Origin of the sequence: Thiorhodococcus drewsii AZ1, from assembly GCF_000224065.1 — a bacterium.
GTDB lineage: Bacteria > Pseudomonadota > Gammaproteobacteria > Chromatiales > Chromatiaceae > Imhoffiella > Imhoffiella drewsii.
The window spans coordinates 45,739-71,809 of the sequence record NZ_AFWT01000015.1 but is presented as its reverse complement, the minus strand read 5'-3'; the positions used below and the strand labels follow the sequence as shown (position 1 = coordinate 71,809).

Annotated in this window: 21 protein-coding genes; 14 read left to right on the top strand and 7 right to left on the bottom strand. The window is 64.3% G+C overall.

From position 1 onward, the window contains the following. Positions 1 to 90 precede the first annotated feature (90 nt). A complete protein-coding gene (locus THIDRDRAFT_RS11685) occupies positions 91 to 1,419 on the top strand; it encodes a sigma 54-interacting transcriptional regulator (protein ID WP_007041056.1) in 1,329 nt (442 codons plus the stop codon). 168 nt (positions 1,420 to 1,587) lie between these two features. Continuing rightward, positions 1,588 to 2,064, top strand: a complete 477-nt coding sequence (locus THIDRDRAFT_RS11680) for an Hsp20 family protein (RefSeq protein WP_007041055.1) — start codon at positions 1,588 to 1,590, stop codon at positions 2,062 to 2,064. Here THIDRDRAFT_RS11680 and THIDRDRAFT_RS26505 read toward each other — a convergent pair. Further along, entirely contained in the window at positions 2,061 to 2,261 is a 201-nt protein-coding gene (locus tag THIDRDRAFT_RS26505) for a hypothetical protein (RefSeq protein WP_216725633.1), read from the bottom strand. The two genes, THIDRDRAFT_RS11680 and THIDRDRAFT_RS26505, sit on opposite strands and share 4 nt — an antisense overlap. 507 nt (positions 2,262 to 2,768) lie before the next feature. Between THIDRDRAFT_RS26505 and THIDRDRAFT_RS11675 the strand changes: the two genes are divergently transcribed. From THIDRDRAFT_RS11675 to THIDRDRAFT_RS11630, 9 genes are all read left to right on the top strand, one after another. Further along, entirely contained in the window at positions 2,769 to 4,808 is a 2,040-nt protein-coding gene (locus THIDRDRAFT_RS11675) for a sodium-translocating pyrophosphatase (RefSeq protein ID WP_216725632.1), read from the top strand. 225 nt (positions 4,809 to 5,033) lie between these two features. Then, positions 5,034 to 6,449: a sodium-dependent transporter gene (locus THIDRDRAFT_RS11670; RefSeq protein WP_007041052.1), complete on the top strand. Its 1,416-nt coding sequence runs from the start codon at positions 5,034 to 5,036 to the stop codon at positions 6,447 to 6,449. 33 nt (positions 6,450 to 6,482) lie between these two features. Further along, the gene (locus tag THIDRDRAFT_RS11665) at positions 6,483 to 6,785 is read left to right on the top strand and encodes a trypco2 family protein (RefSeq protein WP_007041051.1); all 303 of its coding nucleotides are present in this window, start codon (positions 6,483 to 6,485) and stop codon (positions 6,783 to 6,785) included. 25 nt (positions 6,786 to 6,810) lie between these two features. Next, positions 6,811 to 8,379 (top strand): hypothetical protein, encoded by a 1,569-nt coding sequence (locus THIDRDRAFT_RS11660; protein WP_007041050.1) that lies wholly within the window; start codon positions 6,811 to 6,813, stop codon positions 8,377 to 8,379. Beyond that, positions 8,376 to 9,425 carry an AAA family ATPase gene (locus THIDRDRAFT_RS11655; protein ID WP_007041049.1) on the top strand — a complete coding sequence of 350 codons (1,050 nt, stop codon included), beginning with the start codon at positions 8,376 to 8,378 and terminating at the stop codon, positions 9,423 to 9,425. Before THIDRDRAFT_RS11660 ends, THIDRDRAFT_RS11655 begins: the two co-directional genes overlap by 4 nt. Continuing rightward, a complete protein-coding gene (locus THIDRDRAFT_RS26740; protein WP_007041048.1) occupies positions 9,388 to 13,002 on the top strand; it encodes a formylglycine-generating enzyme family protein in 3,615 nt (1,204 codons plus the stop codon). The genes THIDRDRAFT_RS11655 and THIDRDRAFT_RS26740 overlap by 38 nt, the downstream gene beginning before the upstream one ends. A gap of 166 nt (positions 13,003 to 13,168) precedes the next feature. After that, positions 13,169 to 13,483, top strand: coding sequence for a hypothetical protein (locus tag THIDRDRAFT_RS11640; protein ID WP_007041047.1), 315 nt, complete (start codon positions 13,169 to 13,171; stop codon positions 13,481 to 13,483). Between the two features lie 10 nt (positions 13,484 to 13,493). After that, positions 13,494 to 14,423 (top strand): formylglycine-generating enzyme family protein, encoded by a 930-nt coding sequence (locus THIDRDRAFT_RS11635; RefSeq protein ID WP_007041046.1) that lies wholly within the window; start codon positions 13,494 to 13,496, stop codon positions 14,421 to 14,423. A 494-nt stretch (positions 14,424 to 14,917) separates the two neighbouring features. Beyond that, positions 14,918 to 15,520 carry a DedA family protein gene (locus tag THIDRDRAFT_RS11630; RefSeq protein WP_007041045.1) on the top strand — a complete coding sequence of 201 codons (603 nt, stop codon included), beginning with the start codon at positions 14,918 to 14,920 and terminating at the stop codon, positions 15,518 to 15,520. A 316-nt stretch (positions 15,521 to 15,836) separates the two neighbouring features. On the opposite strand, the gene THIDRDRAFT_RS11625 is transcribed toward THIDRDRAFT_RS11630, so the two are convergent. The 6 genes from THIDRDRAFT_RS11625 to tatA form a co-directional block, all read right to left on the bottom strand. Then, the gene (locus tag THIDRDRAFT_RS11625) at positions 15,837 to 18,995 is read right to left on the bottom strand and encodes an efflux RND transporter permease subunit (RefSeq protein ID WP_007041044.1); all 3,159 of its coding nucleotides are present in this window, start codon (positions 18,993 to 18,995) and stop codon (positions 15,837 to 15,839) included. A 13-nt stretch (positions 18,996 to 19,008) separates the two neighbouring features. Then, positions 19,009 to 20,184 (bottom strand): efflux RND transporter periplasmic adaptor subunit, encoded by a 1,176-nt coding sequence (locus tag THIDRDRAFT_RS11620; protein ID WP_007041043.1) that lies wholly within the window; start codon positions 20,182 to 20,184, stop codon positions 19,009 to 19,011. A gap of 104 nt (positions 20,185 to 20,288) precedes the next feature. Then, the gene (locus THIDRDRAFT_RS11615; protein ID WP_007041042.1) at positions 20,289 to 20,714 is read right to left on the bottom strand and encodes a universal stress protein; all 426 of its coding nucleotides are present in this window, start codon (positions 20,712 to 20,714) and stop codon (positions 20,289 to 20,291) included. Beyond that, positions 20,711 to 22,171, bottom strand: coding sequence for a hypothetical protein (locus THIDRDRAFT_RS11610; RefSeq protein ID WP_007041041.1), 1,461 nt, complete (start codon positions 22,169 to 22,171; stop codon positions 20,711 to 20,713). The genes THIDRDRAFT_RS11615 and THIDRDRAFT_RS11610 overlap by 4 nt, the downstream gene beginning before the upstream one ends. 102 nt (positions 22,172 to 22,273) lie before the next feature. Continuing rightward, complete coding sequence (gene tatB / locus THIDRDRAFT_RS11605; RefSeq protein ID WP_007041040.1) at positions 22,274 to 22,588, bottom strand: Sec-independent protein translocase protein TatB; 315 nt, start codon at positions 22,586 to 22,588, stop codon at positions 22,274 to 22,276. A gap of 53 nt (positions 22,589 to 22,641) precedes the next feature. Beyond that, on the bottom strand, positions 22,642 to 22,905 hold the full coding sequence (tatA, locus tag THIDRDRAFT_RS11600; RefSeq protein ID WP_007041039.1) for a twin-arginine translocase TatA/TatE family subunit: 264 nt from the start codon (positions 22,903 to 22,905) through the stop codon (positions 22,642 to 22,644). Between the two features lie 195 nt (positions 22,906 to 23,100). On the opposite strand from tatA, the gene rlmH reads away from it, so the two are divergent. The 3 genes from rlmH to rng all read left to right on the top strand — a co-directional run bounded on the left by rlmH (position 23,101) and on the right by rng (position 25,961). Then, positions 23,101 to 23,574 carry a 23S rRNA (pseudouridine(1915)-N(3))-methyltransferase RlmH gene (gene rlmH, locus THIDRDRAFT_RS11595; protein ID WP_040844695.1) on the top strand — a complete coding sequence of 158 codons (474 nt, stop codon included), beginning with the start codon at positions 23,101 to 23,103 and terminating at the stop codon, positions 23,572 to 23,574. A 208-nt stretch (positions 23,575 to 23,782) separates the two neighbouring features. Continuing rightward, positions 23,783 to 24,379: a Maf family protein gene (locus tag THIDRDRAFT_RS11590; protein WP_007041037.1), complete on the top strand. Its 597-nt coding sequence runs from the start codon at positions 23,783 to 23,785 to the stop codon at positions 24,377 to 24,379. Positions 24,380 to 24,506: 127 nt separating this feature from the next. Further along, a complete protein-coding gene (rng, locus tag THIDRDRAFT_RS11585; RefSeq protein WP_007041036.1) occupies positions 24,507 to 25,961 on the top strand; it encodes a ribonuclease G in 1,455 nt (484 codons plus the stop codon). Positions 25,962 to 26,071 lie beyond the last annotated feature (110 nt).

The window sequence follows — 26,071 nt, the reverse complement described above, 5'->3', positions numbered from 1 at the left end:
GGTAACCGAGACGACACCGTTGCACGCCGTGGTCGCGGTGATTGCTAAGATTGTTGATAGACAGGCGCGTCAGCGTTTTCGGGAGTATCGATGTCGAATCTGGATCCCAACTCGACCTATATCATGCCGGCCACGGCTCGTTCCGAGCGTAAAATCCTGTTCGATAAAATCGAACTGGAGGTTTTGTCCGGCCCGGACGCCGGTCGCGAATTCGGACTTGCCTTGCCCTGCATCCGTATCGGTACGGCGGCCGACAACGATGTGGTGCTCACCGATCGGACCGTTTCCCGTCATCATGCCGAGATTCGCACGCTCCCCGAGGGGCTGCTGGTGCGCGACCTGGGTTCCACCAATGGGATCTTTCTACGAGATCTCCGGGTCCGGGAGGCCTTTCTCGAACCCTCGACCCTCTTCTCGCTGGGCGGATCCGAGATTCGTGTTCGCATGGGGATGGAGGAGCGCGCCTATGAGGTCGGTCGGGAATCCGGTCTCTGCGCATTGGTGGGCGGCAGCGAGCCGATGCGCGAGCTCTATGGTCTGATTCGGGTGGTGGCTCCGACCCCGACGACGGTGTTGATCCGGGGCGAATCGGGCTCCGGCAAGGAGATGGTCGCCACGACCCTTCACGCCCTGTCGGGCCGCAAGGGGCCGCTGGTGGTGTTCGATGCCTCGGTGGCCGATCCCGAGATGGTGCGCAACGATCTGTTCGGCCATATCAAGGGTGCCTTCACCGGAGCGACCGGGGGACGGGAGGGGGCCTTCCGTTGCGCCGACGGCGGTACGCTCTTCATCGACGAGATCGGCGAACTGCCGCTCGATCTGCAGCCGCGTCTGCTGCGCGCGCTCGAAAGCCGCGAAGTGGCGCCGGTCGGCTCGGACCGCCCGGTCAAGGTCGACGTGCGCGTGATCGCCGCGACGCATCGCAATCTGGAGGCCATGGTCGAGGAGGGGACCTTCCGCGCCGACCTCTACTATCGTCTGTCGGTCATGAGTCTCTGTGTGCCGCCGTTGCGCGATATCAAGGAGGACATCCCGCTCCTGATCCAGAACTTCGGCGAGACGCTGGGGCTTCCCTGTCGCGTGACTCCAGAGGCATTGACTGCGCTCATGGGCTATGCCTGGCCGGGCAACGTGCGCGAACTGCGTAACGTCATGGAGCGCGCGGCGGTGCTCTGTCGCGGCGAGGAGATCCGACCCGAGCATCTGCGCCTGGTCGATCTGAGCGGCACTCAGGAGCCGGCCACGATCGAGGAGGTCGCTCCGGTCTCAGTCCACTCGCCCGCGCAGCTCAAGGCGATCGAGCGTCAGATGATCCTCGACGCCATGCAGCGCAACCGCCACAACAAGTCAGCGGTCGCACGCGAGCTTGGTATCCCGCTCTCGACACTCAAGCGACGCATCGCCGAATACGACGTGTAGTCGAGCGCAGGGTTTAGCACTCCCCTTGACAGAGTGCTAATCAGGTTCTACTTTACATAACGTAAGCAGTCGCCCGCTTGGGGGCTGCGAAACCGGCGGTTCGCAAGAACGCCACTTTCATCGTTGATATTGCCTATATGGCTCATATTGCTCATTGGAGGATATGTCATGACAACGCTCGACTTCTCGCCGCTGTTCCGCTCCATGATCGGCTTCGATCGTCTGATCGATTCACTGGAAACTGCCTACCGGACCGAACCGGGCGGCTACCCTCCCTACAACGTCGAGGTCCAGGACGAGAACAGCTACCGCATCACGCTCGCGGTCGCTGGGTTCACCGACTCCGAACTCGATATCGAGGCCAAGGAAAACATGCTCACGGTGTCCGGTCAGCGCAAGGCGACCGAGGCGGAGGGCAACTTCCTGTATCGCGGCATCGCCAACCGTGGCTTCGAACGTAAGTTCCAACTCGCCGACTATGTGAAGGTCGTCGACGCCAGCCTGGAGAACGGCTTGCTGCACATCGATCTGGTGCGTGAGGTGCCGGATATGATGAAGCCGCGTCGTATCGAGATCCGTGGCGGCGAGCAGGGTCCGGCGATCGAGGATGCCTCGGATCGGCAGGAGGCGGCCAAGGCGGCTTAACCGTGTAGCGCCGCATGTTCGAGGGGATCCGTCTCGATCGCGCATTGATCCGCTGAATCGAATGGATCCACCGAGAAACGAAGGCCGGGATTATTCCCGGCCTTTTGTCGTTTGGTTTTTTCGCGTTTCCGATCCCGCCTTTTTACAGCCATTCCCAGGTCTCTACCTTCGGTCTTGCCGGTCTTGTCTTGGGGCATCGTATGATCGTTGCGGTGCAACCGTGCCGGGGCTGTCACGTCAGGTGTTCATTCTCCCGCTTGATCGGCTGACTGCACCCATGTCGCCGCAATCGTCTCTTATTCCATCAACGCCAGCTGTGTTTGGTCTTTGAGCCAATACAGAGCATTAACGAATTTTTTCACCCGTTCGGGAACCTGGAGCTTGGAACCCATGTGTTGAATGCTCTTAGTCTTCCGATGGGGCCGCTTGGTGGCAAGTCGATGAAAAATTTGGGCTTGCGCGGTGGGTGAGTTGGCGAGATTCGGGGCGTTGGCGGCGGGTGTCTCGTTGGGTTTTCAGCCCGGCAGGGCCCGATAGTGCTCGGGCGCCTGATAAACAAGGGGCGATCGGAAAAACACCAAGACCTTTATGTTAAAGTTCCGTGCCGTTTTAGCGGCGGTCGGCGCGTCGTCGTCCGTATCCCGACGTTGTGATTGCCGCCCAATCGTTCGGCTCAAACCAACGAGAAAACCCGTAACGGGGGGATGTTCATGACAGACTTTGCCCTTTGGTTCGCCATCGGCGCCGGAGCCCTAGCCGTCATTTTCGGCCTGGTCTTCGTCGCCTGGATCACTAAGCAGTCCGCTGGTTCGGAACGCATGCAGGAAATTGCATCGGCCATTCAGGCGGGTGCTCAGGCCTATCTCAATCGTCAGTACTCCACCATTGCGATGGTTGGTGCCGCGCTCTTCCTGATCCTCTGGCTCACGCTTGGTCTCGCGACCGCCGGTGGCTTCGCCATCGGTGCCGTACTCTCCGGGCTGGCCGGTTACATCGGTATGAACGTATCGGTGCGCTCGAACGTGCGCACCGCGCAGGCCGCTACGCTGGGTATCAACCAAGCGCTCGCAGTCGCCTTTCGCGGTGGCGCCGTCACCGGCATGCTGGTCGTGGGTTTGGGTCTGCTCGGCGTCGCCGGCTATTTCGCCTTCCTCGGTGCCGATGAGGCCGCGCTGCATGCCTTGATCGGTCTCGCCTTTGGCGGCTCGCTCATCTCCATCTTCGCCCGTCTCGGCGGCGGTATCTTCACCAAGGGCGCGGACGTCGGCGCCGACCTGGTCGGTAAGGTCGAGGTCGGTATCCCCGAGGACGATCCGCGCAACCCGGCGGTCATCGCCGACAACGTGGGCGACAACGTCGGCGACTGTGCCGGTATGGCCGCCGACCTCTTCGAGACCTACGCGGTCACCATCGTCGCCACCATGGTTCTGGGCGGACTCCTGTTCAAGGCGGCCGATGGCTCGATCGACATGAGCTACATCCTCTATCCGCTGGTGCTTGGCGGCGTTTCCATTCTGGCCTCCATCGTCGGTGCCTTCTTCGTGAAGGCCAGCGATGGCGGCAAGATCATGAATGCGCTCTATCGCGGCATGATCGTCGCCGGTGGATTGGCCCTGATCGGCTTCGCCATCATGACGGCCATCTTCATGGGCGATCACTTCTTCTCGATGTTCTTCTGCGGCCTGATCGGTCTGGTTCTGACAGCAGCCCTGGTCGTCATCACCGAGTACTACACCGCGACCGAGTACGCGCCGGTTCGTTATGTGGCGGAGGCATCCCAGACGGGGCATGCCACCAACGTCATCGCCGGTCTGGCCGTGTCGATGAAATCCACCGCCTTGCCGGTGTTGGCCGTCTGTGCGGCCATCTGGGCGTCCTATAGCGTCGCAGGTCTCTACGGCATCGCCATTGCCGCCACCGCCATGCTCTCCATGGCCGGCATGATCGTCGCCCTCGACGCCTATGGTCCCATCACCGACAACGCCGGCGGTATCGCCGAGATGTCCGGCCTGCCTCCCGAGGTGCGCCAGATCACCGACGAACTCGACGCGGTCGGCAACACCACCAAGGCGGTCACCAAAGGCTACGCCATCGGTTCGGCCGGTCTGGCCGCGCTGGTGCTGTTTGCGGACTACACCCATAACCTCGAAGCGGCCGGCAAGCTGGAACTCTTCAGTCTCTCCGATCCGGCCGTCATCATCGGTCTCTTCATCGGTGGTCTGATTCCCTACCTCTTCGGTGCAATGGCGATGGAAGCGGTCGGTCGTGCCGCGAGTTCGGTCGTGGTCGAGGTTCGTCGTCAGTTCGCGGAAATTCCGGGCATCATGGAAGGCACAGGCAAGCCCGACTACTCGCGTGCCGTCGATCTGCTGACCCGCGCGGCCATCAAGGAGATGATCATCCCCTCGCTGCTGCCCATCCTGGTGCCGGTGGCGATCGCCGTGGGCATGAATATCCTGATGGGTGACGGTGCTGGCGTGCGTGCACTGGGCGGCCTGTTGATCGGTACCATCGTCACCGGTCTCTTCGTCGCCATTTCGATGTGCACCGGCGGTGGTGCCTGGGACAACGCCAAGAAGTACATCGAGGAAGGCAACTTCGGCGGCAAGGGCTCCGATTCCCACCATGCGGCCGTCACCGGCGATACCGTCGGCGACCCCTACAAGGACACCGCAGGTCCGGCGATCAACCCGCTGATCAAGATCATCAACATCGTGGCCTTGTTGCTGGTTCCTCTGCTCTGATCCAGTGCGTCTGGCCGGGGCATGCCCCGGCCAACACCAGCATGGAGCGCACCCCTCGGGTTGCGCTCTTCTTTTATGTGCGATGCAAGCGCGTGTCCTGGTGCGTTATGCACCTGTGTGGTGCCCGTTTTCGTCGCTTGGTTTCAAGGTTATTCAACTTGTTACGCCGATCCGCTTCACGGAAAATGTGGCGGGTCAGCAACAGTCAGTGGTGGGCGAGCGACTATGTCGGAACAGCGAAGCTCCATTCACGGCCAATGGTCGTCCCGGTTCGTTTTCATCCTTGCGGCCGTCGGCTCGGCCGTCGGGCTGGGGAACATCTGGAAATTTCCTTACATCACCGGAGAGAACGGGGGCGGCGCCTTCGTCATCATCTATCTCTGCTGTATCGCAGCGATCGGTGCGCCCATCATGACGGCCGAGATCCTCCTCGGTCGGCGAGGCCGTCAGAGCCCGATCAACACGATGCGCGCGCTGGTCAAGGATGAGGGCGCACATCCGGCGTGGAGCCTGCTCGGGTGGGGCGGCGTCATCACAGGGTTTCTGATCCTGTCTTATTACAGCGTCATCGCCGGTTGGGCGCTTTCTTACGTTTTTCAGACCGCAGCCGGCTCGTTTACGGGCGCGAACGCCCAGCAGGTCGTGGATCTGTTTCACGGTTTTCTCGCCTCGCCCGCGACCCTTCTCGTCTGGCACAGCCTCTTCATGGTCATGACCATGTTCGTTGTAGCGCGCGGTGTGAGAGGCGGCTTGGAGAGGGCCGTTACCTTACTGATGCCGGCGCTCTTTCTGCTGCTGCTGATCTTGGTGGCCTATTCCATGAGTCTGGGCGCCTTCGGCAAGGGGCTCGATTTTCTCTTCAGTCCCGATTTCGGCAAGGTCTTCTTTCATTGCGAGTTGGATGCGGTCGGTACCGAGGTCTGCAGCTTCAGCGGCGAGCCCATTTTGGTCGCGCTCGGCCATGCCTTCTTCACCCTGAGTCTCGGCATGGGCGCCATCATGGTTTACGGCTCCTACATGCCGGGCAATGCCTCGATCGCGCGCGCGACGCTGGCTATCGTGATTGCGGATACCGCCGTCGCTCTCCTGGCCGGTATGGCCATTTTTCCCATCGTCTTCGCCAACGGATTGCAGCCGGCCGCCGGACCCGGACTCATCTTCCAGACCCTGCCGATCGCCTTCGGCGCCATGCCCTTCGGCCAGCTCTTCGGCACCCTTTTCTTCGTGTTGCTGGTCTTCGCCGCCTGGTCGTCCGCCATCTCGATCATCGAGCCGGCCGTTGCCTGGCTGGTCGAGAATCACGGCATGAAGCGCGTCTCGGCCTCCGTCTTCGTCGGCGCCTTGGCCTGGTTCCTGGGGCTTGGGACGTTGCTGTCATTCAATGTGATGTCGGGCGAAGAGTTCCAGCTGTTCGGCAAGACGATCTTCGACCTGGTCGACTATCTAACCGCCAACATACTGCTGCCGCTCGGCGGTTTCTTTATCGCGCTCTTCGCCGGCTGGATTATGTCCCGCGCCTCGACGCGCGATGAGCTCCAGATGGGCGAATCCTTCGCCTATCGCGGGTGGCGCTTCCTGGTGCGCTATGTGTCGCCGACACTGGTGGTGATCGTTTTCCTCCACGCGATCGGGGTGATTTGAGACGGGTATTCACACGACTGAGAGGTAAGCCGTATGGGCAAAATCGCCTTGTCCGAGATGCTGAGAGATCTTAGGGCCGAGCTGGTTGCGGCACGCTCTGAAGGAGAGGACTCCGAGCTACGCTTCGAGGTCGCGGACGTCGAACTGGAGATCGATATCGCCACGACCAAAGAGGCGGGCGGCGGCGGTGGGGTCAAGTTCTGGGTCTACGAAGCCGAGGCCAATGTCAAAGCCTCCGACGTCCGCACCCATCGTCTCAGGCTGAGACTCAAGCCGCATCGGGCCGAGGACGGGGCGCCCTTCGAGATCTCCGACGAGGACGACATCCCGGGCTGATCGGGAGCGGTTCGGAGGACAAGCGATGCACAAGGATCTGATCGTCGCCATATTCGTCCCTACAGTGAGCGACTCGGGGAGTTCGAGCAGCCGTCATCATGGAAGCCTGGGTACCGGATATCCGGTGGCCGCCGACCTCGTTCTGACCTCGGCCCATGTCTTGAATCCGCCTCGGCGCAACCGACGGGCCAAGATCCGTGTGTGCTGGTACTACGCGCGCCCGGGAAGCGGAAGCTGTGCCTCCGATAGATGTTGGCAGTCGATCGACAATGACGCTGTCGTCTGGGAAGGAGAGGGCGATCTCGACGCGGCCCTGATTTGCTGCCCCATTCCCGATGCAGTCGGTCGTCATCCCTGCGGTCGACTGACCGAGACGCTTCCTCAACCGGATGCTTATTGGCAGAGCGTCGGATTCGCCCGTGCCGATAAGCGCAACGGGGTCCGCGAGCCCGGCAATTTCGATGGGACTCTGCGCTCCATGGCCGAAAACGCCGCCTTCTTCGAAGTGATCGAGCGGGCTCCGCCCGAGTGCGAACAGGATTGGCGAGGTGCGTCCGGGATGCCGGTGTTCGTCGACGGCGCAATCTTGGGCGTCGTCAAGCAGGTTCCGTCCAATTACCGGGGGCAGAAGCTGGAGGCGGTTCCCTCTTTTCGTTTGCTCGAAAACGCTAGGTTTCGGGAACTGCTCGGTCTCGACGAGGCAAGGGAGCGTCGCGAGCGGGCTGGACGCTATCTCCTCAAGCTGCTGACCCGAAGCGAGGCCCTGACCCGCGAGCTCGCCTTGGCCCTTCACTGCGCGCACGAGATCGATGCCCTCGTGAAAAGGATTCTCGACGAGACGCCGCCGCTCGATGATCTCTTCTCGCTGGTTCTGGATGTTCAGGGTCGGCTTCGGGACGCCGACGACAGGACCGGCGCCAGGCTCGCAGGGGATCTCACGCTCGCGATCCTGCCCGTGCTCCAGGAGGCATCGGTCGTTGCCCAAGTCCGTCGCGACCGGGCGGCGCAGCAGGTCCCGATTCTGGCGCTACCGACCAAACTCAAGACGCTGGCCGAGATCATCATGGCGGCGGCAGATCAGCGGCCAGCCGAATGCCTGCCGGCCGCAACCGAAGCCCAGTGGCCGGAAGGGTCCTGCCATCTGCCGGAGCCGCCCGAAGGAGGTCGAGACGCGGACGGGCAGCGTTTTCGCGAGGATTGGCGCGCCGCGCTCATCGAGGCATTCGCCAGGGACGATGGACGTTTCGCCGGTCTCTTCCGCCGATATCTGCAGGAGAGATTCATCCAGCGCGACCTGCGCTCGGCCGAATGGGCGGATGCCGAGCAGGAATTGCTCGACACCGTTGCCTTTGAACTCCAATCCCGGTCCGAAGATAAAGATCGGCCTGTCACCTTCTATTACATCGTGCCCTTTACGCGGGGCGACAGTGCCGACGTGCGCCGCCAGCGCGAGGCCGACATCGCCGCCTTGAAGCGGGATTTCCCCCATCTGGTCTTTCTGCGCCTGGCCGGCGAGATGCCCCTGCCCGCCGAGACGGCCCGCTACGGTCGGCTGCGCTCCATCCTTTACGAACCACCGGAATCAGCGCCATGAACCTTCTGGAGATCGGAGACGACCCGGTGGTGCGCTTGGCGGCGACGGGCGATATGCCTGAGGCCGTTCATGCCTTCACCCCGCGCCAGGTGAGCGCCGTCAACGCGGCCCTGGCGGCGCGCCGGCCCTTGCTGGTGCGCGGCGAGCCGGGGATCGGCAAGTCGCAGCTCGCGCGTGCGGCCGCCAAACGTCTCGGTCGGGCCTTCGTCGTCCACACCGTCGATGCCCGCACCGAGTCGCGCGACCTTCTGTGGCATTTCGATGCCATTGCCCGGCTTGCCGAGGCCCAGCTGATCGGCGCGACGGCTGGTCTGGGGCTCGGTGCCTGCGGCCCAGACGCGCCGGCGGATCCAGCGGCTCGGTGCGACCTGGCGGAGCGGCAGGCGCGCGAACGGCTGGCCGTCGGCCGCTTTCTGCAGCCCGGCGTGCTCTGGTGGGCCTTCGATTGGTCAGGAGCCCTCGAACAGGCCCAACGGGTCGGCATCCAGCCGCCGGATAAGCCGGACGCGGGCGATGCCGCCCTGGGCTCCGTCGTCCTGATCGACGAGATCGACAAGGCCGAGGCCGACGTCCCCAACGGCCTGCTCGAGGCGCTCGGTGCCGGCTGCTTCCAGCCCCAGGGCTGGTCCAAGAAGGTGACCGCCGTGGGACGGGCGCCGCTGGTCGTCATCACCACCAATGAGGAACGTGCGCTGCCGGATGCCTTCATTCGGCGCTGTCTGGTGCTGCATCTGCGCCTGCCGACCGATCCCAAGCGGCTCGCCGAGCTGCTGGTCGGGCGTGGCCGGGTCCATTTCGGCCGCAAGGCATCGGCCAGAGTGCTGGAGCGGGCGGCCGAGCTGCTGATCGAGGATCGGGATACCGCGCGCGAGAACCATTGGCTCCCGCTACCCGGTCAGGCCGAGTATCTGGATCTGGTGCGCGCCGTCGTCACCAGCGTCTCCAAGGCCAAGGAGCAGGAGGCGCTGCTCGACAAGGTGGCCGAATTCGTCCTCAAGAAGCATCCGGATGCCTTCAAGCAGATCCCAGAACAGGACCAGGACTAGTCCGGCCGGCCTTTGCGCCAGGGCCGATCTGGTCGAGGCGCTGGCGGCCGGAGACCTGGAGACGGCGCGTGCCATCGCCGAGCTGAGCGGACGGATCTGGTCTCCGCCTTCGCCCGAGACGGAGGTGGCGGATTCCCGTGCGCTGACCCAGTCCCTGGCCGCCGGGTCCGGTGCGGCTGCATCGGTCACGGTACCCCAGATCGATGCCCTGCCCATGTCTCCGGCCCGCTTCTGGCGCGTGCAGACACTCGAGTCCAACCTTCCGATTGCCCCGACGGAGATCATTCGGCCGGATGTCGGGGGGGCCCCCTACAGCGGCTGGACCAACCGGCCACGGACCGCTCCGGCGCTGATCCCCTTGGCCGAATGGCGCGAGCTCGAGCCGCGTCTGCGCCGGGTGCTCTGTCTGTTCCAGCCGGGCCGCCGACCCGATCTGGATTCCGCCGTGCACCGGATCAGCCGTGGTCGCTTCATCGACCGGCTGCCGCCCGAGCGCCGCCGCCGTTGGGGACCCAGGCTCTATCTGATCCAGGATCGGGCCGAACGGCTGGTCCCCTACCGCAGTGACCAATTCGCCGTGCAGCATGCGCTGAGCGAGCTCCTTCCCGAGCATGCGCTGCAGGGATTGGTCCTGCACGAGGGGCAGGATCCGGCCGCCCGTCTCGCGGTTTCCGGCGCGGCAGGGCAGGGGCTGCCGCCCCCCGGATCGCTGGTGCTGGTGCTCGGGGATTTGGGATGTCTCGCCGGCATGCGGTCGGAGCTGGTCCATGCCTGGCAGCGATTCGGTCGTGATCTGCGGGCCGCCGGCTGTGTCCCGGTCGCCTTGCTGCCGGCCCCTCTGGAGCTTTGCCCGGTGGCGCTGACCAGGGTCTGGGATCTCATCCCTTGGGAGCGCCCGCGCCCGCGCGCGCCCGAGGAGGATCGGGAGAAGCGCGCCGAGCGTCTTCTGATCCTGGTGTCGCCCGCGGTGCGTATCGAGCCGGGTCTGCTCCGTGCCGCGCGTCTGCTGTTGCCGCCCGGTGCCGCGGATGCGGGGACCGAATCGGATGTCTGGCAGCGCAGCGAGTTGCTGGCCCGCTCGCCTGCTGGTGCCGGTCTGAGCCCGGAGCATACGCGCCGGCTTCGGTGTCTCTTTGCCGAACGCCTTCCGTCCGATCTGCAACTGGGCTTCGCCCGTCTGCTCCGCGCCTGGCGGGCTCATCTGCCCGAAGAGATCTGGTTCGAAGAGCTTCTCAACCTCCCGGAGCCGCTGCGCACCCATCCCGATCTGGCGGAGGATCAGGCACTGGCGCGACGCTATTTCGCTGGATTCGCTCAGGACTCCGAAGGTGCGATCGAACGCATGTCCGGTGCCGACCGCAGCTGGTTCGAGCGTCTCGAACGGCGCGCCGGGGCTGCCTTCTGGGGGGACCCGGAGGTGGGGCATTCGCTCCAGCGATTGAGCTGGAGGATTCATCAGGAGGATCCGGATTTCCGTCCGCCCTATGAGCTGGATCCGGCTGCGGTCGAGACACCCGGCGTCTCGCCGAAACGTCTGAAGCTGGGACAGCATGGGAATCTGCTCGAACTGAGGGTGTCGGCGGATCCCGAGCCTATATCCGGCCAGGATAGTCCGCTGGCTGAGATCTGGACGCAGAACGGTCTAGTCCGGGTGACGCCGTCGTGGGAGCGGGCGCCGGGCTTCTGGATGACCTGTGAAGTGCCCTCCTGGGCCAGCGACTGGGGCTGGGACGACTACGGCGCCTGGGTCGAATTTGGGATCGAGGGCAAGAAAGGCCAGAGCGTCATTCAGCGGATGCGCTGGATCGAGCCGGGGAGCTTTCTCATGGGCTCGCCAGAGGACGAGCCGGAGCGCATGGAATGGGAAGGCCCACGGCACGAGGTGCGGATCCAAGAGGGTTTCTGGCTGTTCGACACCGCCTGCACCCAGGCGCTGTGGGAGGCGGTGATGGGCGAGAATCCGAGTCATTTCAAAGGGTCGGATCGCCCGGTCGAGCAGGTGAGCTGGAACGCTGTTCAGCACTTCGTCGAATCCATCAACGAGCGTCTTCCATGTCTCGGGCTGAGCCTGCCGAGCGAGGCGCTGTGGGAGTATGGCTGTCGGGCGGGGACCGTCACCCCTTTCAGCCTTGGCACGAACATTACTCCGGAGCAGGTCAACTATGACGGCAACTTTCCTTACGCAGGTGGAAAGAAAGATCTTTATCGCCAGGAGACCATTCCGGCGAAGGCGTTGACGCCGAACGCCTGGGGTCTTTACCAGATGCACGGTAACGTCGATGAGTGGGTTCAGGATGCCTGGCACGACAATTACATAGGCGCGCCTACTGACGGTTCGGCTTGGGGGGCTGGTGAGGCCGGCGCGAACCGAGTGATCCGCGGGGGCTCCTGGAGCTACACCGCGCGGGTCTGCCGTTCCGCCTGCCGCAGCAGGTTCGCGCCCGACATCCGCAGCGACTACCTCGGCTTCCGGTGCGCCCGAGTTCAGGTCCGTGAGCCAGGCAGGCCAGAGGCGGAGCGAACGGAGCTGGCTCGACCCGGCCCGCGGAGCGGATCAGGCCGGGGCGGGACGGATCCGTCTCGCGGAGCCGGACGGGAGGGTGAGTGGCCTCGTCTGCTGCGTCTCGACATTGCCGTCTCGGCGTCGGCCGAGCTGCCGGACGCCCCGGCGCTGGAGATCCGCTCCGACCGCGAGACGCTGCTCCTGTACCGCTGCGCCAAGCCCTCCTGGGCCAGCGCCATGGGCCGCGACCGTTTCGGACTCTGGGCCGAGATCCGTATCGAGCCCAGCAGCGGAGAGCCCGTCGTCCAGCGCCTGCGCTGGATACCGCCTGGGCGGTTTCTGATGGGCTCGCCGGAGGACGAGCCGGGGCGGTGGGATGACGAGGGTCCGCAGCATGAGGTCACCATCGGACAGGGCTTCTGGCTGTTCGACACGCCCTGCACCCAGGCGCTTTGGGTGGCCTTGGGCCTGAAGAATCCGAGTCGTTTTCAGGATCCGGCACGGCCGGTCGAGCAGGTGAGCTGGGACGATATACAGCAGCGGTTCCTTCCGGCGCTGAATGAGCGTCTTCCAGGCTTCGTTCTGCCAGCAGAGGCACAGTGGGAGTATGCCTGCCGGGCGGGGACGCAGACGGCACTTTACACCGGGCCGATCGAGATTCGGGGCGAACGGAATGCTCCAGCGTTGGATCCGATAGCCTGGTACGGGGGCAATAGCGGAGTGGGTTTCGAACTGGAGGATGGTGACGACTCGTCGGGCTGGTCCGAGGTGCAGTATCCGAATCCGAAGTCTGGCAGCCATCCGGTCGGCAAGAAGCAGCCCAATCCCTGGGGGCTTTACGACATGCTCGGCAACGTCTGGGAATGGACGCAAGATGCCTGGCATGAGAATTACCAGGAGGCACCCACCGACGGTACAGCCTGGGATGAGACCGCGACCGGCGCGGGCCGAGTGATCCGCGGGGGCTCCTGGAGCGACCCCGCGCGGGGCTGCCGTTCCGCCTACCGCCTCAGGCGCGCGCCTGACGCCCGCGACTACGACCTCGGCTTCCGGTGCGCCCGAGTTCAGGTGTGAGCAGGTCAGGCATCGGGACGAGCGGAGCGAGGGGTCCCGGACTGGACCGGCCCGCGGAGCGGATCAGGCCGGGCCTGGCCGGGATCGCTCGCGGAGCGGTTGGCAGGTGTCCTTGGCGCCGCTATCTGTTTGTTCTGCTTTCGTTCGACGACGGATGACACCGCCGATGCAATTGCGCTTCTTCACCATCCCCATCCATGGCGGCGAGTCGGTCGCCGAGGAGCTGGATGTGTCCTTGGCGCGCATTGTCGTAGGGCGGAATAGCGATAGCGTATTCCGCCGAATGGAATGGAGCTATCTTTTGCTGGCTCGATTCTCGTATTGGCGCCTGCGTGATCTGGCGTGCGGCGCAATACGCTGCGCTATTGCGCCCTACGTGTGTGTTTCCGAGGTCACCGCAACTCAATGCCCCGGTGTGCCAGTAGCCGTAGCCGATGCGCGGCGAACCCTCGCCGGCGGGCCGATCCCATTCCAAACCTAGGTGGGTCGAGATGACCGGCGTCCTCAAGATCGATCTCTCCTGGCACCCGCTGGCCGCGGGCTGTCCCCCCGCCTGGGCCAGCGAGTGGGGCGAGGACCGCTACGGTGTCTTCGTCGCCTTCACCCTGGAGGCGGTCACCCAGCGGCTGCGCTGGATTCCCCCGGGGCGTTTCTGGATGGGCTCGCCGGAGGAAGAGACCCGTGGGCTTACCGAAGAGAAGCGGGTGCGCGATTGGCTCGAACGCGAGCATCCCCGGCATGAGGTTTACATCACACAGGGTTTCTGGCTGTTCGACACGCCTTGCACTCAGGCGCTGTGGGAGGTCGTGATGGGCGGGAATCCGAGCCGCTTCAAGACTCCCGAGCGACCGGTCGAGCAGGTGAGCTGGGACGAAGCGCAGACCTTCATCGCCCAGATCAATAGCAGGATTCCCAATCTCGGGCTGAGCCTTCCGACCGAGGCGCAGTGGGAGCATGCCTGTCGGGCCGGGACCGAGACGGCGCTGTACTCCGGCCCGATCGAAATCCTCGGCGTAAACAATGCCCCGGCGCTGGATCCGATCGCCTGGTACGGCGGCAACAGCAGGGTCGACTTCGAGCTCGAGGAGGGTCACGACTCCTCTTCCTGGCCCGAGATGCAATATCGGAATCCAAGATCGGGCACCCATCCGGTCGGCAGGAAGCAGCCCAATCCCTGGGGGCTGTACGACATTCTCGGTAACGTTTGGGAATGGTGTGCCGACGGCCAACGGGATTATCAGGCTCGCCTCGAGGTTGATCCGATAGGCTCCTCCGCAGTCGCCAGCGCGCTGCGAGTGGTCCGCGGCGGCTCTTGGAGCGTCGAGGCGAGGTGTTGCCGTTCTGCGGTTCGCGAGGGGTACCCGTCCGACCTCTGCTTCGGCAACCTCGGCTTCCGTTGCGCCCGAGTTCAGGGAACCTGAGCCAGACAAGTATCGGGACGAGCGGAGCGATTACCAGGGATGGTCGGCGTTCCAGCGTCGTAGGGCGGAATAGCGATAGCGTATTCCGCCGAATGGAATGGACCGACCACGCTGGCTCGATTCTTGTGTTAGCGTCTGTGCAATCCGTCATGCGGCGCAATACGTTGCACTATTGCGCCCTACTTGGTGATGCAGGTGTTCGTGTCGAGCAGTTCACTTACGGCTCTACAATGCCTCTTGGGCTGAATGCCTCGAGCTCGGCGGTCTGCTCCTCTCAGGGGCGGCAGCGATCGAAATCCAGGTCCTGCTGAACGATGGGTTTGCTCATAGCGTCCCCTTTGGTCTTGTCTGCTGCCCGCCCCGAGATGATTCGGCGGTCTCCCATTCACCCGCTCCAATTGAGGGTATCATTCGCGTCCCGGGGTTTTCCCAAAGGGCTGGCCGACCGTCCATTCGACGAATCCCAATCACAATCCGACCGAGGTCTTTCTGGAATGCTGCACGAATTCATCGACTGGATCCTGATGACGGTCCATGGCTGGGGGTACGCGGGTATCTTCACCCTGATGGCGATCGAGTCCTCCTTCATCCCCTTTCCCAGCGAGGTGGTGCTGATCCCGGCGGGCTATCTCGCCTATCAGGGTAAGATGGACTTGAGCCTTATCCTGGCCGCTTCGCTGGCTGGCAGTCTGGTGGGGGCCTTCTTCAACTACTTCTTCGCACTCATGCTCGGACGGCCCTTTCTTGAGCGCTACGGCAAATATTTCTTCATCCGTCCCACGATGCTGCACAAGTCGGACGCCTTCTTCGCCAAGCACGGCGCCATCTCCGTCTTCACCGGACGCCTGATTCCTGGGATCCGCCAATTGATCTCGCTGCCCGCCGGGCTCTGCCGTATGCGTCTGTCGACCTTCACGGCCTACACCGCGCTCGGCGCCGGACTCTGGTCGATGGTTCTGATCGCGCTCGGCTATTTCATCGGCGGCAACGAGGAGCTGCTGCAACGCAATCTGCCGCTGGTGACCGCCGCCGCGCTCGGGTTCGTCGTTCTGATCCTGATCGGTTACTACCTGTGGCAGCGCCGTCAGGCCGTTTAGGCTGAGACGGCCTCGCCTCCGATCCCCCCGTTTCAGCAAAGGGGGTTTGAACCGCGAAGGCGCAAAGAGCGCAAAGGATTCAATGGCTTGCTTGGTACCTGACGCTCATCTTAGAGATGAGTGACGGACGCTTTCCGAACCCTGATCCCTCTTCGCGTCCTTTGCGCCTTTGCGGTTCGATTCTCCCGTTCGCATAAGGATTCAATGGTTTGCTTGGTACCTGACGCTCATCCTTGAGATGGGGGACGGACGCTTTACGAACCCTGATCTCTCTTCGCGTCCTTTGCGCCTTTGCGGTTCGATTCTCCCGTTCGGATCAGGAGCCGGTTGCCGGTTTGCGCAAGTCGACTCCGCCCCGCAGCCAGCCCCAGAGCCGGCTCATGCGCTGGTGCAGGCTCTCGTGCAGCGAGAGCAGCGCTGGGGTGAAGAGCAGCACCAGCACGGTGGCGAAGGTCACGCCGAAGGCCAGGGAGACGGCCATGGGGATGAGGAATTGGGCCTGGAGGCTGGTCTCGAAGATCAGCGGTCCCAGGCCGACGACCGTGGTGGCCGAGGTGAGCAGCATGGCCCGTAGTCGTGAGCTGGCGGCCTCGATCAGCGCCTCGTCGACCTCCATGCCGGTCTCGCGCAGCTCGTGGTACATGCTGACCAGGATGATGGCGTTGTTGACCACGATGCCCGAGAGCCCGAACAGGCCGAACAGCGAGAGCAGGGTCAGGTCGAGCCCGAGCAGCCAGTGTCCGGCGATCGCGCCGATCAGTCCGAGCGGGATCGCGGTCATGACCACCAGCGGCCAGCCCCAGCTGGAGAAGACGGCCGCCAGGATGATGTAGGTCATCCCCAGCCCCAGGATGAGCCCGAGCTTCATGTCGCCCAGCGTTTCGCGCTGGTCGGCCGCTCGGCCCTCGAAGCTGTATTCGATGCCGTAATCCTTGGCCAGTCTCGGCAGCAATTCGCGCGAGAGCGCCTCGCGCACGTTGTCCGGCGTGGCGAGCGCCCGGTCGATGTCGGCCGAGACCTCCACTGCCAGTCGTCCGGCCGCGTGTCGCAGGGCCTCGAAGCCCTGTCGGGTCTCCCAGGAGGCGACCGTGGTCAGCGGGACGAACCGGCCGTCGGGAGTGCGGATGCGCAGCTGTTCCAGCGAATTGAGTCGGGCGCGTTCGCCGCGCGGCAGCAGAACGCGGACCTCCAACTCATCTTGTCCGGCCTGGACCAGCTGCGCCAGATGACCGTCGTAGGCGGCGCGCAGCTGGCGGCCGAGGCTCTCGGTGGTGAGGCCGAGCGCCTGTCCGGCCGGGGTCAGTCGGTAGATGAGCTGTTCGCGTCCGTAGGGCATGTCGTCGACCATATCGGAGACACCCGGCACGCCCTCCATGCTTTGGGCGAGTTCCAGTGCGGCCGATTTGAGTGGCATGGCGTCGTTGCCGGTGAGACGGACGGTCAGGTCGCGTCCGGGCGGACCCGCGCGCCGCGCCGATAGGACCAGGCTTTCGAGCCCGGCGGGCATCTGGATGTTCTCGCGCCAGGTCTTGAGGAAGCGTTCGTTGCGCACATCGCGTTGCTCGGAAGGCACGAGCTGCACCTGGACGGAGGCGAGCTGATCGCCCTTGGCGCCGGGGCCGACGTCGACCGAGACGGTCGCGCCGAGACGGGCGACAGCGGATTCGACGAGATCGTCGCCCAGCTCGCGCTCGGTTTTCAGCAGTGCCTGCTGCATCTCATCCAGGAACTCGCTGGTGCGCTCGCGCGGCGTGCCGGCGACGAAGGTGGCATTGGCGAAGACGGACTGGGATTCGGGTGTCGGGAAGAAGACGAACTGGATGCGTCCGCCGGCGATCAGACCGATCGCCAGGAATAGCATGGCCGCGACCAGGCTTACGGTGATGCCTCGGTTGTGCACTGCGGCTGTGACCAGGGGGCGATAGAGCCGGTCGCGGACGTAATCGAATCCGGCGTCGACCCTGCGGCGCCAGGCGGGGGGCTGCTGGCGGACCTGATGGGCGAAGGCGGTGCGCAGATGGGCCGGCATGACCAGGAACACCTCTACCAGCGAGGCGATCAGTACCATGATGGCGACGAAAGGGATGTCGCCCAGGATGTTGCCCATGATGCCGCCGACCAGCATCAGCGGCAGGAAGGCGGCGATGGTGGTCAGAGCCGAGGCCATCACCGGCCAGAACATGCGCCGCGCGCCGGCAATGGCGGCCTCGGCCGGAGCCATGCCCTGACGGAAGCGCGATTCGGCGTACTCGCCGATCACGATAGCGTCGTCGTCGATGATGCCGAGTGTCAGCAGCAGGCCGAAGAGGCTGATCATGTTGATGGTGCCGCCGAAGGCCCAGAGCAGCGTCAGCGCCGCCAGATAGGCGGTCGGGATGCCCATCGCCACCCAGAAGGCGACCCGTCCCGGCAGGAAGATGAAGAGCAGCAGCATCACCAGTGTGAAGCCCTGCAGTCCGTTGTGGATGAGCAGGTCGATGCGGTCCTTGATGGTGCGCCACTGGGCATCGAAGACGGTCAGCTCGATGCTGGGTGGCAGCGTCGGCTTGGTGTCCTGGAGCCAGTCGTCGAAGATGCGCGCGGCGGTGAGCGAGTTGCCGTTCTCGGCGCGCTGGACCAGCAGCTCCACCGTCGCCGGTTCGTCCGCCGTCGCGTCGTCCTGGATCTGCGAAAGCGTCAGGCTACCCGGTCGGGGCTCGCGCAGAATGGTGGCCACATCGCCGAGCCGGGTCAGCGCGCGGTTGTCGCTCAGGATGGCGAGATCCTCGAAGGCGAGCGGGTCGCGACGCTGTTCCAGTCCGCGCAGCTCGCGTGCGCCGTCGGCGTCGCCGGCGATCCCGGAAGGGATGTCGCGCGCCAATCGGTTGACCTGTTCGCCGATTCCGTCGAGCGATAGATCCAGCGTTTCGAGCGCTGCGCCCGGCACCTCGATCGCGATCCGTTCCTCGGGCAGGCCGGTGATGTCGATGCGGTCGAGGCCGCGCGCCAGGAGTTCGCGCTCGAACTGTCGTACCCAGGGCCGAATATCGGCCAGGTTCGGTCCCGAGACCAGCAGCCGCGCGACCGAGTCGTAACGCGAGACCCGCACGATCTGAGGCGTCTCTGCGTCCTGCGGTAGGTTGCGGAACTCGTCCACCCGTTGGCGCACCTGATCGAGCGCGAGCAGCGGGTCCGTTCCCTCCTTCAGTTCGAGCGAGAGACTGGCGACGCCCTGGGCGGCGGTCGAGGTGAGCTTCTTGAGCCCGTCGACCGTTTTTAGCCGCTCCTCCAGGGGGATGACGATGCCGTTCTCGACGTCCTCGGCGGCGGCACCGCTCCAGATTACGCGCACCGAGACGATGTCGAGCGCGAAGGTGGGGAAGAACTGGACGTTCATGCGGCTCAGCGCGATGGCGCCGAGGATGAAGATGACGCCCATCAGCAGGTTGGCGAGCAACCTGTGGCGGGCGAAGATCGCGATCAGACCTCGTCTCACGCTCGTTCTCCCGTCACTGGATCGTTTCGACCTTGAGGCTCTCCACCGCGTTGGGCAGATGGGTGATCATCACCTTGGAGTCGTCCGCTAGACCGAGCGCACGCACCGCCTGTTGGGCACCATCGTCGCCGTTCAGTTCGCCGATGCGTTCGACCTGGACCGCGTGCAGCCGCCCGTCCTCGACGAGGAACAGACGGTCGCCTCCATGCAGCGCGGAGAAGGGGATTGCAATGGTGTCCGGTGCGATCGGTCGTTGGAGTCGCAGCTGGACGAATGCGCCGAGCGGCAGTTGCGTCTCCGGTGCCAGTTGCAGGAGCGCATCCACGCCGCGCGCGTCGGCCTCGCCCGAGATGCGCTCCAGCACGGCCGTTACGGGTCGGCCAGCCCACATGCCGTGGGCCTCCAGTCGGGTGCCTGCGGCGAGCGCTTGGCGTAGTTCGGGGCCGTAGGCGCCGGGTATCTTGGCGCGGACATAGAGTCCGTCGAGCGGATAGAGCGTCAGGATCGCCTGGTTGGCCTTCAGCTGATCTCCGGCGGCGGCCTCGACCGTGCCGATGCGCGCGGGGAAGGGCGCGCGGATCTCGCCACGCGCGGCATCGCGCTCGGCCTCGGCCAGTTCGGCCTCCAGGATGGCGGTTCGCGCGGGCTGTTCGGCGATGGATTGTTCGCGCAGCGTGACCGACAGGCGTGCGCGGGCCAGGGTCTCGCGCGCGGCGTCGACGCTGGAGGCCGAGCCCAATTTCTTGGACTGCACCCGCTCGGCGCGCTCGAGCGCGGCCTCGGCCAATTGCAGCAGCTCGCGTTCCTGTTCGAGCGCCTCGCGGTCGTGCGTCTGGCGCAGCCGTTCCTTTTCCAGCTGGGCGCGTGCCCTGAGCCGGCGTGGCTCCAGGTCGCGCGGGTCGAGTCGGGCGAGCAGCGTCCCGGCCGAGACCTGCTCGCCGTCGCGTACCTGGACCTCGATCAGTTGGCCGCTGACAGGTGCGGTGGCGCGGATGCGGTCCGGCGCTTCGACCTGCCCGAACAGCGGCAGCAACGGTTGATGGTCCGATGGTGTGACGGCCTGGACCTGGACGCGCCACACCTTTTCTTTGGGTTCGACCGGTTGTGGGGTGGGACGGGTTGCTTTGAGGATGAAAAAGGCACCGACTCCGGCGCAGAGGATGAGGACGGGCAATAGGCGACGCAGCATCGGACGACTTCTAGGTAGCTGTTGTTGACCCCTAGGTGGGGGCGGATGCGCGTTCGGCACAGTGCCGAGCGCCACGTCAGTGCGGCGCTCGGCCGAGAGGGTCGTTATTTGACCAGAGTGATGGGTATCTTCACCAGATGGATCAGCTTGGCGGCGACCGAGCCGATGACCAGGTTGGCCAGCTCGCCCCGTCCGTGGGTTCCCATGACGATGGTGTCGCAGCCGAGATCCTCGGCGAGCTTGGCGATGGTCGGCGCGACGGGGCCGACCAGCACATGGGCCTTGTAGTCCATCTTCGCCTCATCGAGCAGGGCGCGAGCCGATTGCATGTCGCTTTCGCCCTCGCTCTGCTGTGCCTCGGCGATCTCGTGCTCCTTGAGGAAGCGGCGGACCTCCCAGGCATCGATCGATTTACGCACATTGACCAGGTGGATTTCGGCCGGCTGCTGGCATTGGGCCATCTTGATCAGGTACTTGACGGCGCGATCCGCGAATTCCGAGCCATCGACAGGGACCAGAAATTTGATCATTGGATCGACTCCTGAGCATGCTGAGGTTGGTAGGCAAGCGGTGCCCCTGGTTTTTGCTCCAGCTGCGCGATGCCCTGTTCGGTGGTGGCGCCGACCTCATGGGTGGTTTGGTGCGGCGTTTCAGGTCTCCAGCCAAGCATGAGCAGCAGCAGCGTGAAACCGGCGACATAGCCGATCGGGATGTGCCAGCCGTTGCGCAGCCAGGCGCTGACCGATTTCGCCTGCGGGTACATGTTCGAAAGCGCGACCCCGGCCGAACTGCCGAACCAGACCATGGAGCCGCCGAAACCGACCGCGAAGGCCAGGACGCCCCAATCGAATCCGCCCTGCTCGATGGCCAGGGCCGTCAGCGGGATGTTGTCGAATACGGCGGAGACGAAGCCCAGCGTCAGGGCCGAGTACCAGGATGCCTCGGGCAGCTTGTCGACTGGCATCATGGAGGCGCAGAACACCAGGGACAAGAGGAAGAGGCTGCCCTTGAATGCCTCGGGCAGCAGGCCCCATTCGGGCTGGCGCACGCGCATGGCGGCCAGAATGGCGACCCAGACCGCGACGCCCAGGAAGGGGAAGCTCTCGGCAATGTCCTTGAAGGCCCAGTTCACGATGACGTTGGTGGCGACGGCTGCAGCCAGGATGCCGCCGACGATCCAGAGTCGGTCCCAGTCGATCCGCACATCGTCGGAGGTATCGCGAACGATGGGGGCGGTACGGCTCTGTTGGATCGAGGCCGGTATGCCGAACAACACGAGGGCTGCACCTGCGGCGATGAAGGCATGTAGAACCTCGTGTGGGCCAACCCCCGAGATCCACATCATGGTGGTCGTGGTGTCGCCCACGACGCTGCCTGCTCCGCCCGCATTGGAGGCGGCGACGATGGCGGCGAGATAGCCGATGTGGACCTTGTATCTGTAGACGCTTGCGGCAATGGTTCCGCCGATCAGCGCGGCGGCGATGTTGTCGAGGAAGGCCGACATCACGAAGATGAGGCACAGCAGCGTGAAGGCGCCGAGCGCCCCTTGCGGCAGGAAGCGCGGCAGCACGCGGGGCACGCCGCTGTCTTCGAAGTGACGTGCGAGCAGGGCGAATCCGAGCAGCAGTCCCAGCAGGTTGGTCAGGATGACCCACTCATGGTTGAGATGGTGCAGCAGTCCGTCGAGCCCCATACCCTGCTCGAAGCCGGCGATACCCCATTTGTAGGCGGTGATGGCGGTCAGGCCGGTGAGCGCCACCAGAAGCGTCTGGTTGTGGAAGACGGCCACGCCGACCAGCGTCAGGGCGAAGAGCAGGAATTCGAGCGGGATGCCGAGCAGGGTCACCTGGGTGCCGGGCGGTGCCGCGTAGAGCGCGATGGGCGCCGCCAGTGCGGTCAGTGCTAAGAGCGCGACGGCGGACCGGCGCCAGGGTAAAAGCGATTTTAGAGCCGGTTTTCCGGACTCTTGGGTGGTCAGCGGATTCAAGGATAGACCTCGTCGTCTGGGTGTATAGCGATGGACGGATGGAGTATCTAGCCGTCCGACAAGCGAGGGTGTCGCGGCGGCGCAACGGGAAATCCTGGATGCTCAGTCGTGCGGGGGAGGTTCCGGCTTGGCTGGGGAGGGTTTGGCGTTCGGGGTGGATTGGGAGGAGGTCGTTTTGGGGGGCTCCTCTAGGATGCTTTCGAGCGGATCGATCTGGGCTTGGCGTTCGAGGATGCTCTTGAGTTCCTCGGCCTTCAGTTCGCGATCGATCTCCTGCTTGACCGATGTCAGGGTGCGGCGGGCCTTGCCGACCCACATGCCGGCCACGCGAGCCACCTTGGGTAGGCGCTCCGGACCCAGTACCACCAGCGCCACGACGCCGATCAGCAGCAGTTCAGTGAAGCCGATGTCGAACATAGGGAATCCTGGTCTCTCTGATGGTCGCTAGCGATGGTTTCGATGCGATGTCTTCAGGTGCGGTCGCGATCGTTTTCGCGCGTGCTCTGGGTACCGGGGCCCGACTGATCGGTCCGCCGCGCGGTGCCCTGTTCGAGCGGATCAGGGGTGCTGGGCGCGTCGCTTTCGTCGTCCTCTCGCGCCATCGAGCGGCGGAAGCCCTTGATGGCGTCGCCCAGGTCGGAGCCGACGTTTTTCAAGCGCTTGGTGCCGAACAACAGGAGGAGGATGACTAGAACGATCAGGAGCTGCCAGATGCTGATGCCACCGAATCCCATGCGTTTCTCCGCTGTGCCTTAGCCCGTGCGTGAAGACTTTTCAGTTCGCGTCCACCATGCGGACGCACTTAAAATTTAACCCTGGAATCATAACCGAAGCCAACTCGACCGAAAAGCCGGGGATTCGTGGATTTACGTCGGGTGATCGCATGGGCGATCATGGCAAACCATTTCAGCGAGGGAAAACGGCCAGAGGTGAGAATACATATCATCAGTGTCGGCCGGCGCATGCCTGGCTGGGTCGAGGACGGCTATGCGGAATACGCCAAGCGGATGCCGCACGAATGCGCCTTGAACCTGATCGAGATCGAGCCGTTTCGTCGTGGACGTTCGACCTCCGCCGAGCAGGCACGCGAGGAAGAGGGGCGTCGTATCCTCAAGGCGATTCCCAAAGGCGCTGGGGTCACGGTGCTCGACGTGCTCGGGCAGTCCTGGAGCACGGAGCGGCTCGCGGGCCATCTGACGGGTTGGCTCGGCGCTGGGTGCGATCGCGCCTTGCTGGTCGGTGGCCCCGATGGTCTGGCCCGAGAGTGTCTCGATCGCGCCGATCAGTGCTGGTCCCTCTCTGCGCTAACCTTTCCCCATCCACTGGTGCGCGTGGTGCTCGCCGAGCAGATTTACCGCGCCTGGACCCTGAACCAGGGGCACCCCTATCATCGGGGCGGTTGAAAGGATCGCTTTCGACGCTGAGGTTTATGGGGCGATGCGTCGATTTGAATGAAACGGTCGCTTTTCAGCGCCCTAGCGCAGGCATCCGAGCGCCTTTTCGCTCGATCAGCGGCTTTCCATTAGAGCCGTCCATTTTCCTCGGCGGGATGGCCGGTGCGACCGTGTGGAGACGTTGGGTCGCCGCGCAGCAGACGGAGACATTTGACGCGTGCTAGACCCTCGAACTCAGATCTATCTGGCCTCGAATTCGCCGCGCCGCGCGGAGTTGCTGACTCAGATCGGGGTGCGATTTGCGCGGCTGTCACTGGAGACGGACGAGCGGCGGCTCGCGGACGAATCCCCGGAGGATTACGTCCTGCGGATCGCTGTCGAGAAGGGGCGCGCCGGCCGCGATCGGCTGAGCCGAGGCGATCTCCTGCCGGTCCTGGCGGCCGACACGGCGGTGGTCCTGGGCGACAGCGTCCTTGGCAAGCCCCGCGATTCGGCCGATGCGCGGGCTATGCTCGCTGAGTTGTCGGGCCGGACCCATCGGGTGCTCACGGCCGTTGCGCTCATGACTCCGGACCAGGAGCGGACCGCGCTCAGCGAGAGCCGCGTGCACTTTCGCGAGATCGACGAGGAGGAGGCGCGCCGCTATTGGGCGACCGGTGAGCCTGCCGATAAGGCCGGCGGTTACGGCATCCAGGGGTACGGCGCGCTTTTCGTGGCCAATCTGGAAGGCAGCTATTCGGGAGTCATGGGGCTTCCGTTGTTCGAGACGGGCCGCCTGCTGTTGGAGGCAGGCATTGCATCGATGGCTCGTTGAGGGACGTCGTTTTCCCAATCCGGTGTCCGCGTTCGGTCATCGGTGACTTCGCACATCGCCCGGGACTGCTTGCCCGCTGTCGCATCCACGGCATAAATGACAAGACATCCACTGAGAATAAAAATCCGTGAGCGAAGAGATCCTTATCAATGTCACACCGCCCGAAACCCGGGTCGCCGTCGTCGAGAACGGCGTGGTGCAAGAGATCATCATCGAGCGCGCCGAGCGTTGCGGTTTGGTTGGCAGTATCTACAAGGGCAAGGTCTGCCGGGTGCTGCCCGGCATGCAGGCCGCCTTCGTCGACATCGGGCTGGAGCGTGCCGCCTTCCTCCACGCCTCGGACATCATCGGTCCCCAGGGCGAGCCGCGCGGCGATCAGATCCACGAACTGGTCCACGAGGGCGACATGATCGTGGTCCAGGTGGTCAAGGATCCGCTCGGCACCAAGGGGGCGCGTCTGACCACCAACATCTCGATCGCCTCGCGCTATCTGGTGTGTATGCCGGCACTGGCCAGCACCGGGGTGTCGCAGAAGATCGAGGACGAGGAAGAGCGCCGCCGACTGCGCGAGATCCTGCAGGGCTATGTCGAGTCCCACGAGGGCGACGGCGGATTCATCGCCCGCACTGCAGCGGAGGGCGTCAGCGATCTGGCTCTGCTCAAGGACATGGCCTTTCTGGCCAAGCTGTGGCGGGGCGTCAAGGAACGCTGCGGTTATGTCAGTCAGATCGGACTGGTCCACGACGACCTGCCGCTGGCGCTGCGGGCGCTGCGCGATCTGGTGACCCCGGAGGTGGAGCGCATCCGTATCGATTCGCGCATCATGATCGACAAGGCGCTGCCCTTCGCGACCAAGTACATCCCCGAGATCCAGAATCGGATCGAGCATTATCAGGGCGAGCGGCCGCTATTCGATCTCTACGGGGTCGAGGAGGAGATTCGCAAGGCGCTGCAGCGCAAGGTGAGTCTCAAGTCCGGCGGCCATCTGGTCATCGACCAGACCGAGGCCATGACCACCATCGACGTCAACACCGGCGCCTTCGTCGGTCACCGCAATCTCGAAGAGACCATCTTCAAGACCAACCTGGAGGCGGCCCAGGCGATCTGCCGCCAACTGCGTCTGCGTAACCTCGGCGGCATCATCATCATTGATTTCATCGATATGACCGAGGAGGAGCACAAGCGTCAGGTGTTGCGCGCGCTGGAGAAGTGTCTCGCGCGCGATCATGCCAAGACCCACATCACCGAGGTGTCCTCGCTCGGACTGGTCGAGATGACCCGTAAGCGCACGCGCGAATCCCTGGAGCACGTGCTCTGCGAGCCCTGTCCCTGCTGTGGCGGGCGCGGCTCGATCAAGACCGCCGAAACCACCTGCTACGAGATCTTTCGCGAGATCCTGCGCGAGTCGCGCCAGTTCGACGTCGAGACCCTGCTGGTACTGGCCTCGCAGGAGGTGGTGGATCGTCTGCTCGACGAGGAATCGGCGCATTTGGCCGAGTTGGAGGAATTTATCGGTCGTCCGATTCGCTTACAGGCGGAGGCGCTCTACACGCAGGAACAGTATGACGTCGTGCTCATCTGAGCCGCGTTTCACCTCGCATCCGGCCGATCAATCCTGAGGCGGTTTCGGCATGCCCGTCTCCAGCTCTAACGTCCACCCGAATCGATGGCTAGGAGTCCGGCCGGCCTTCC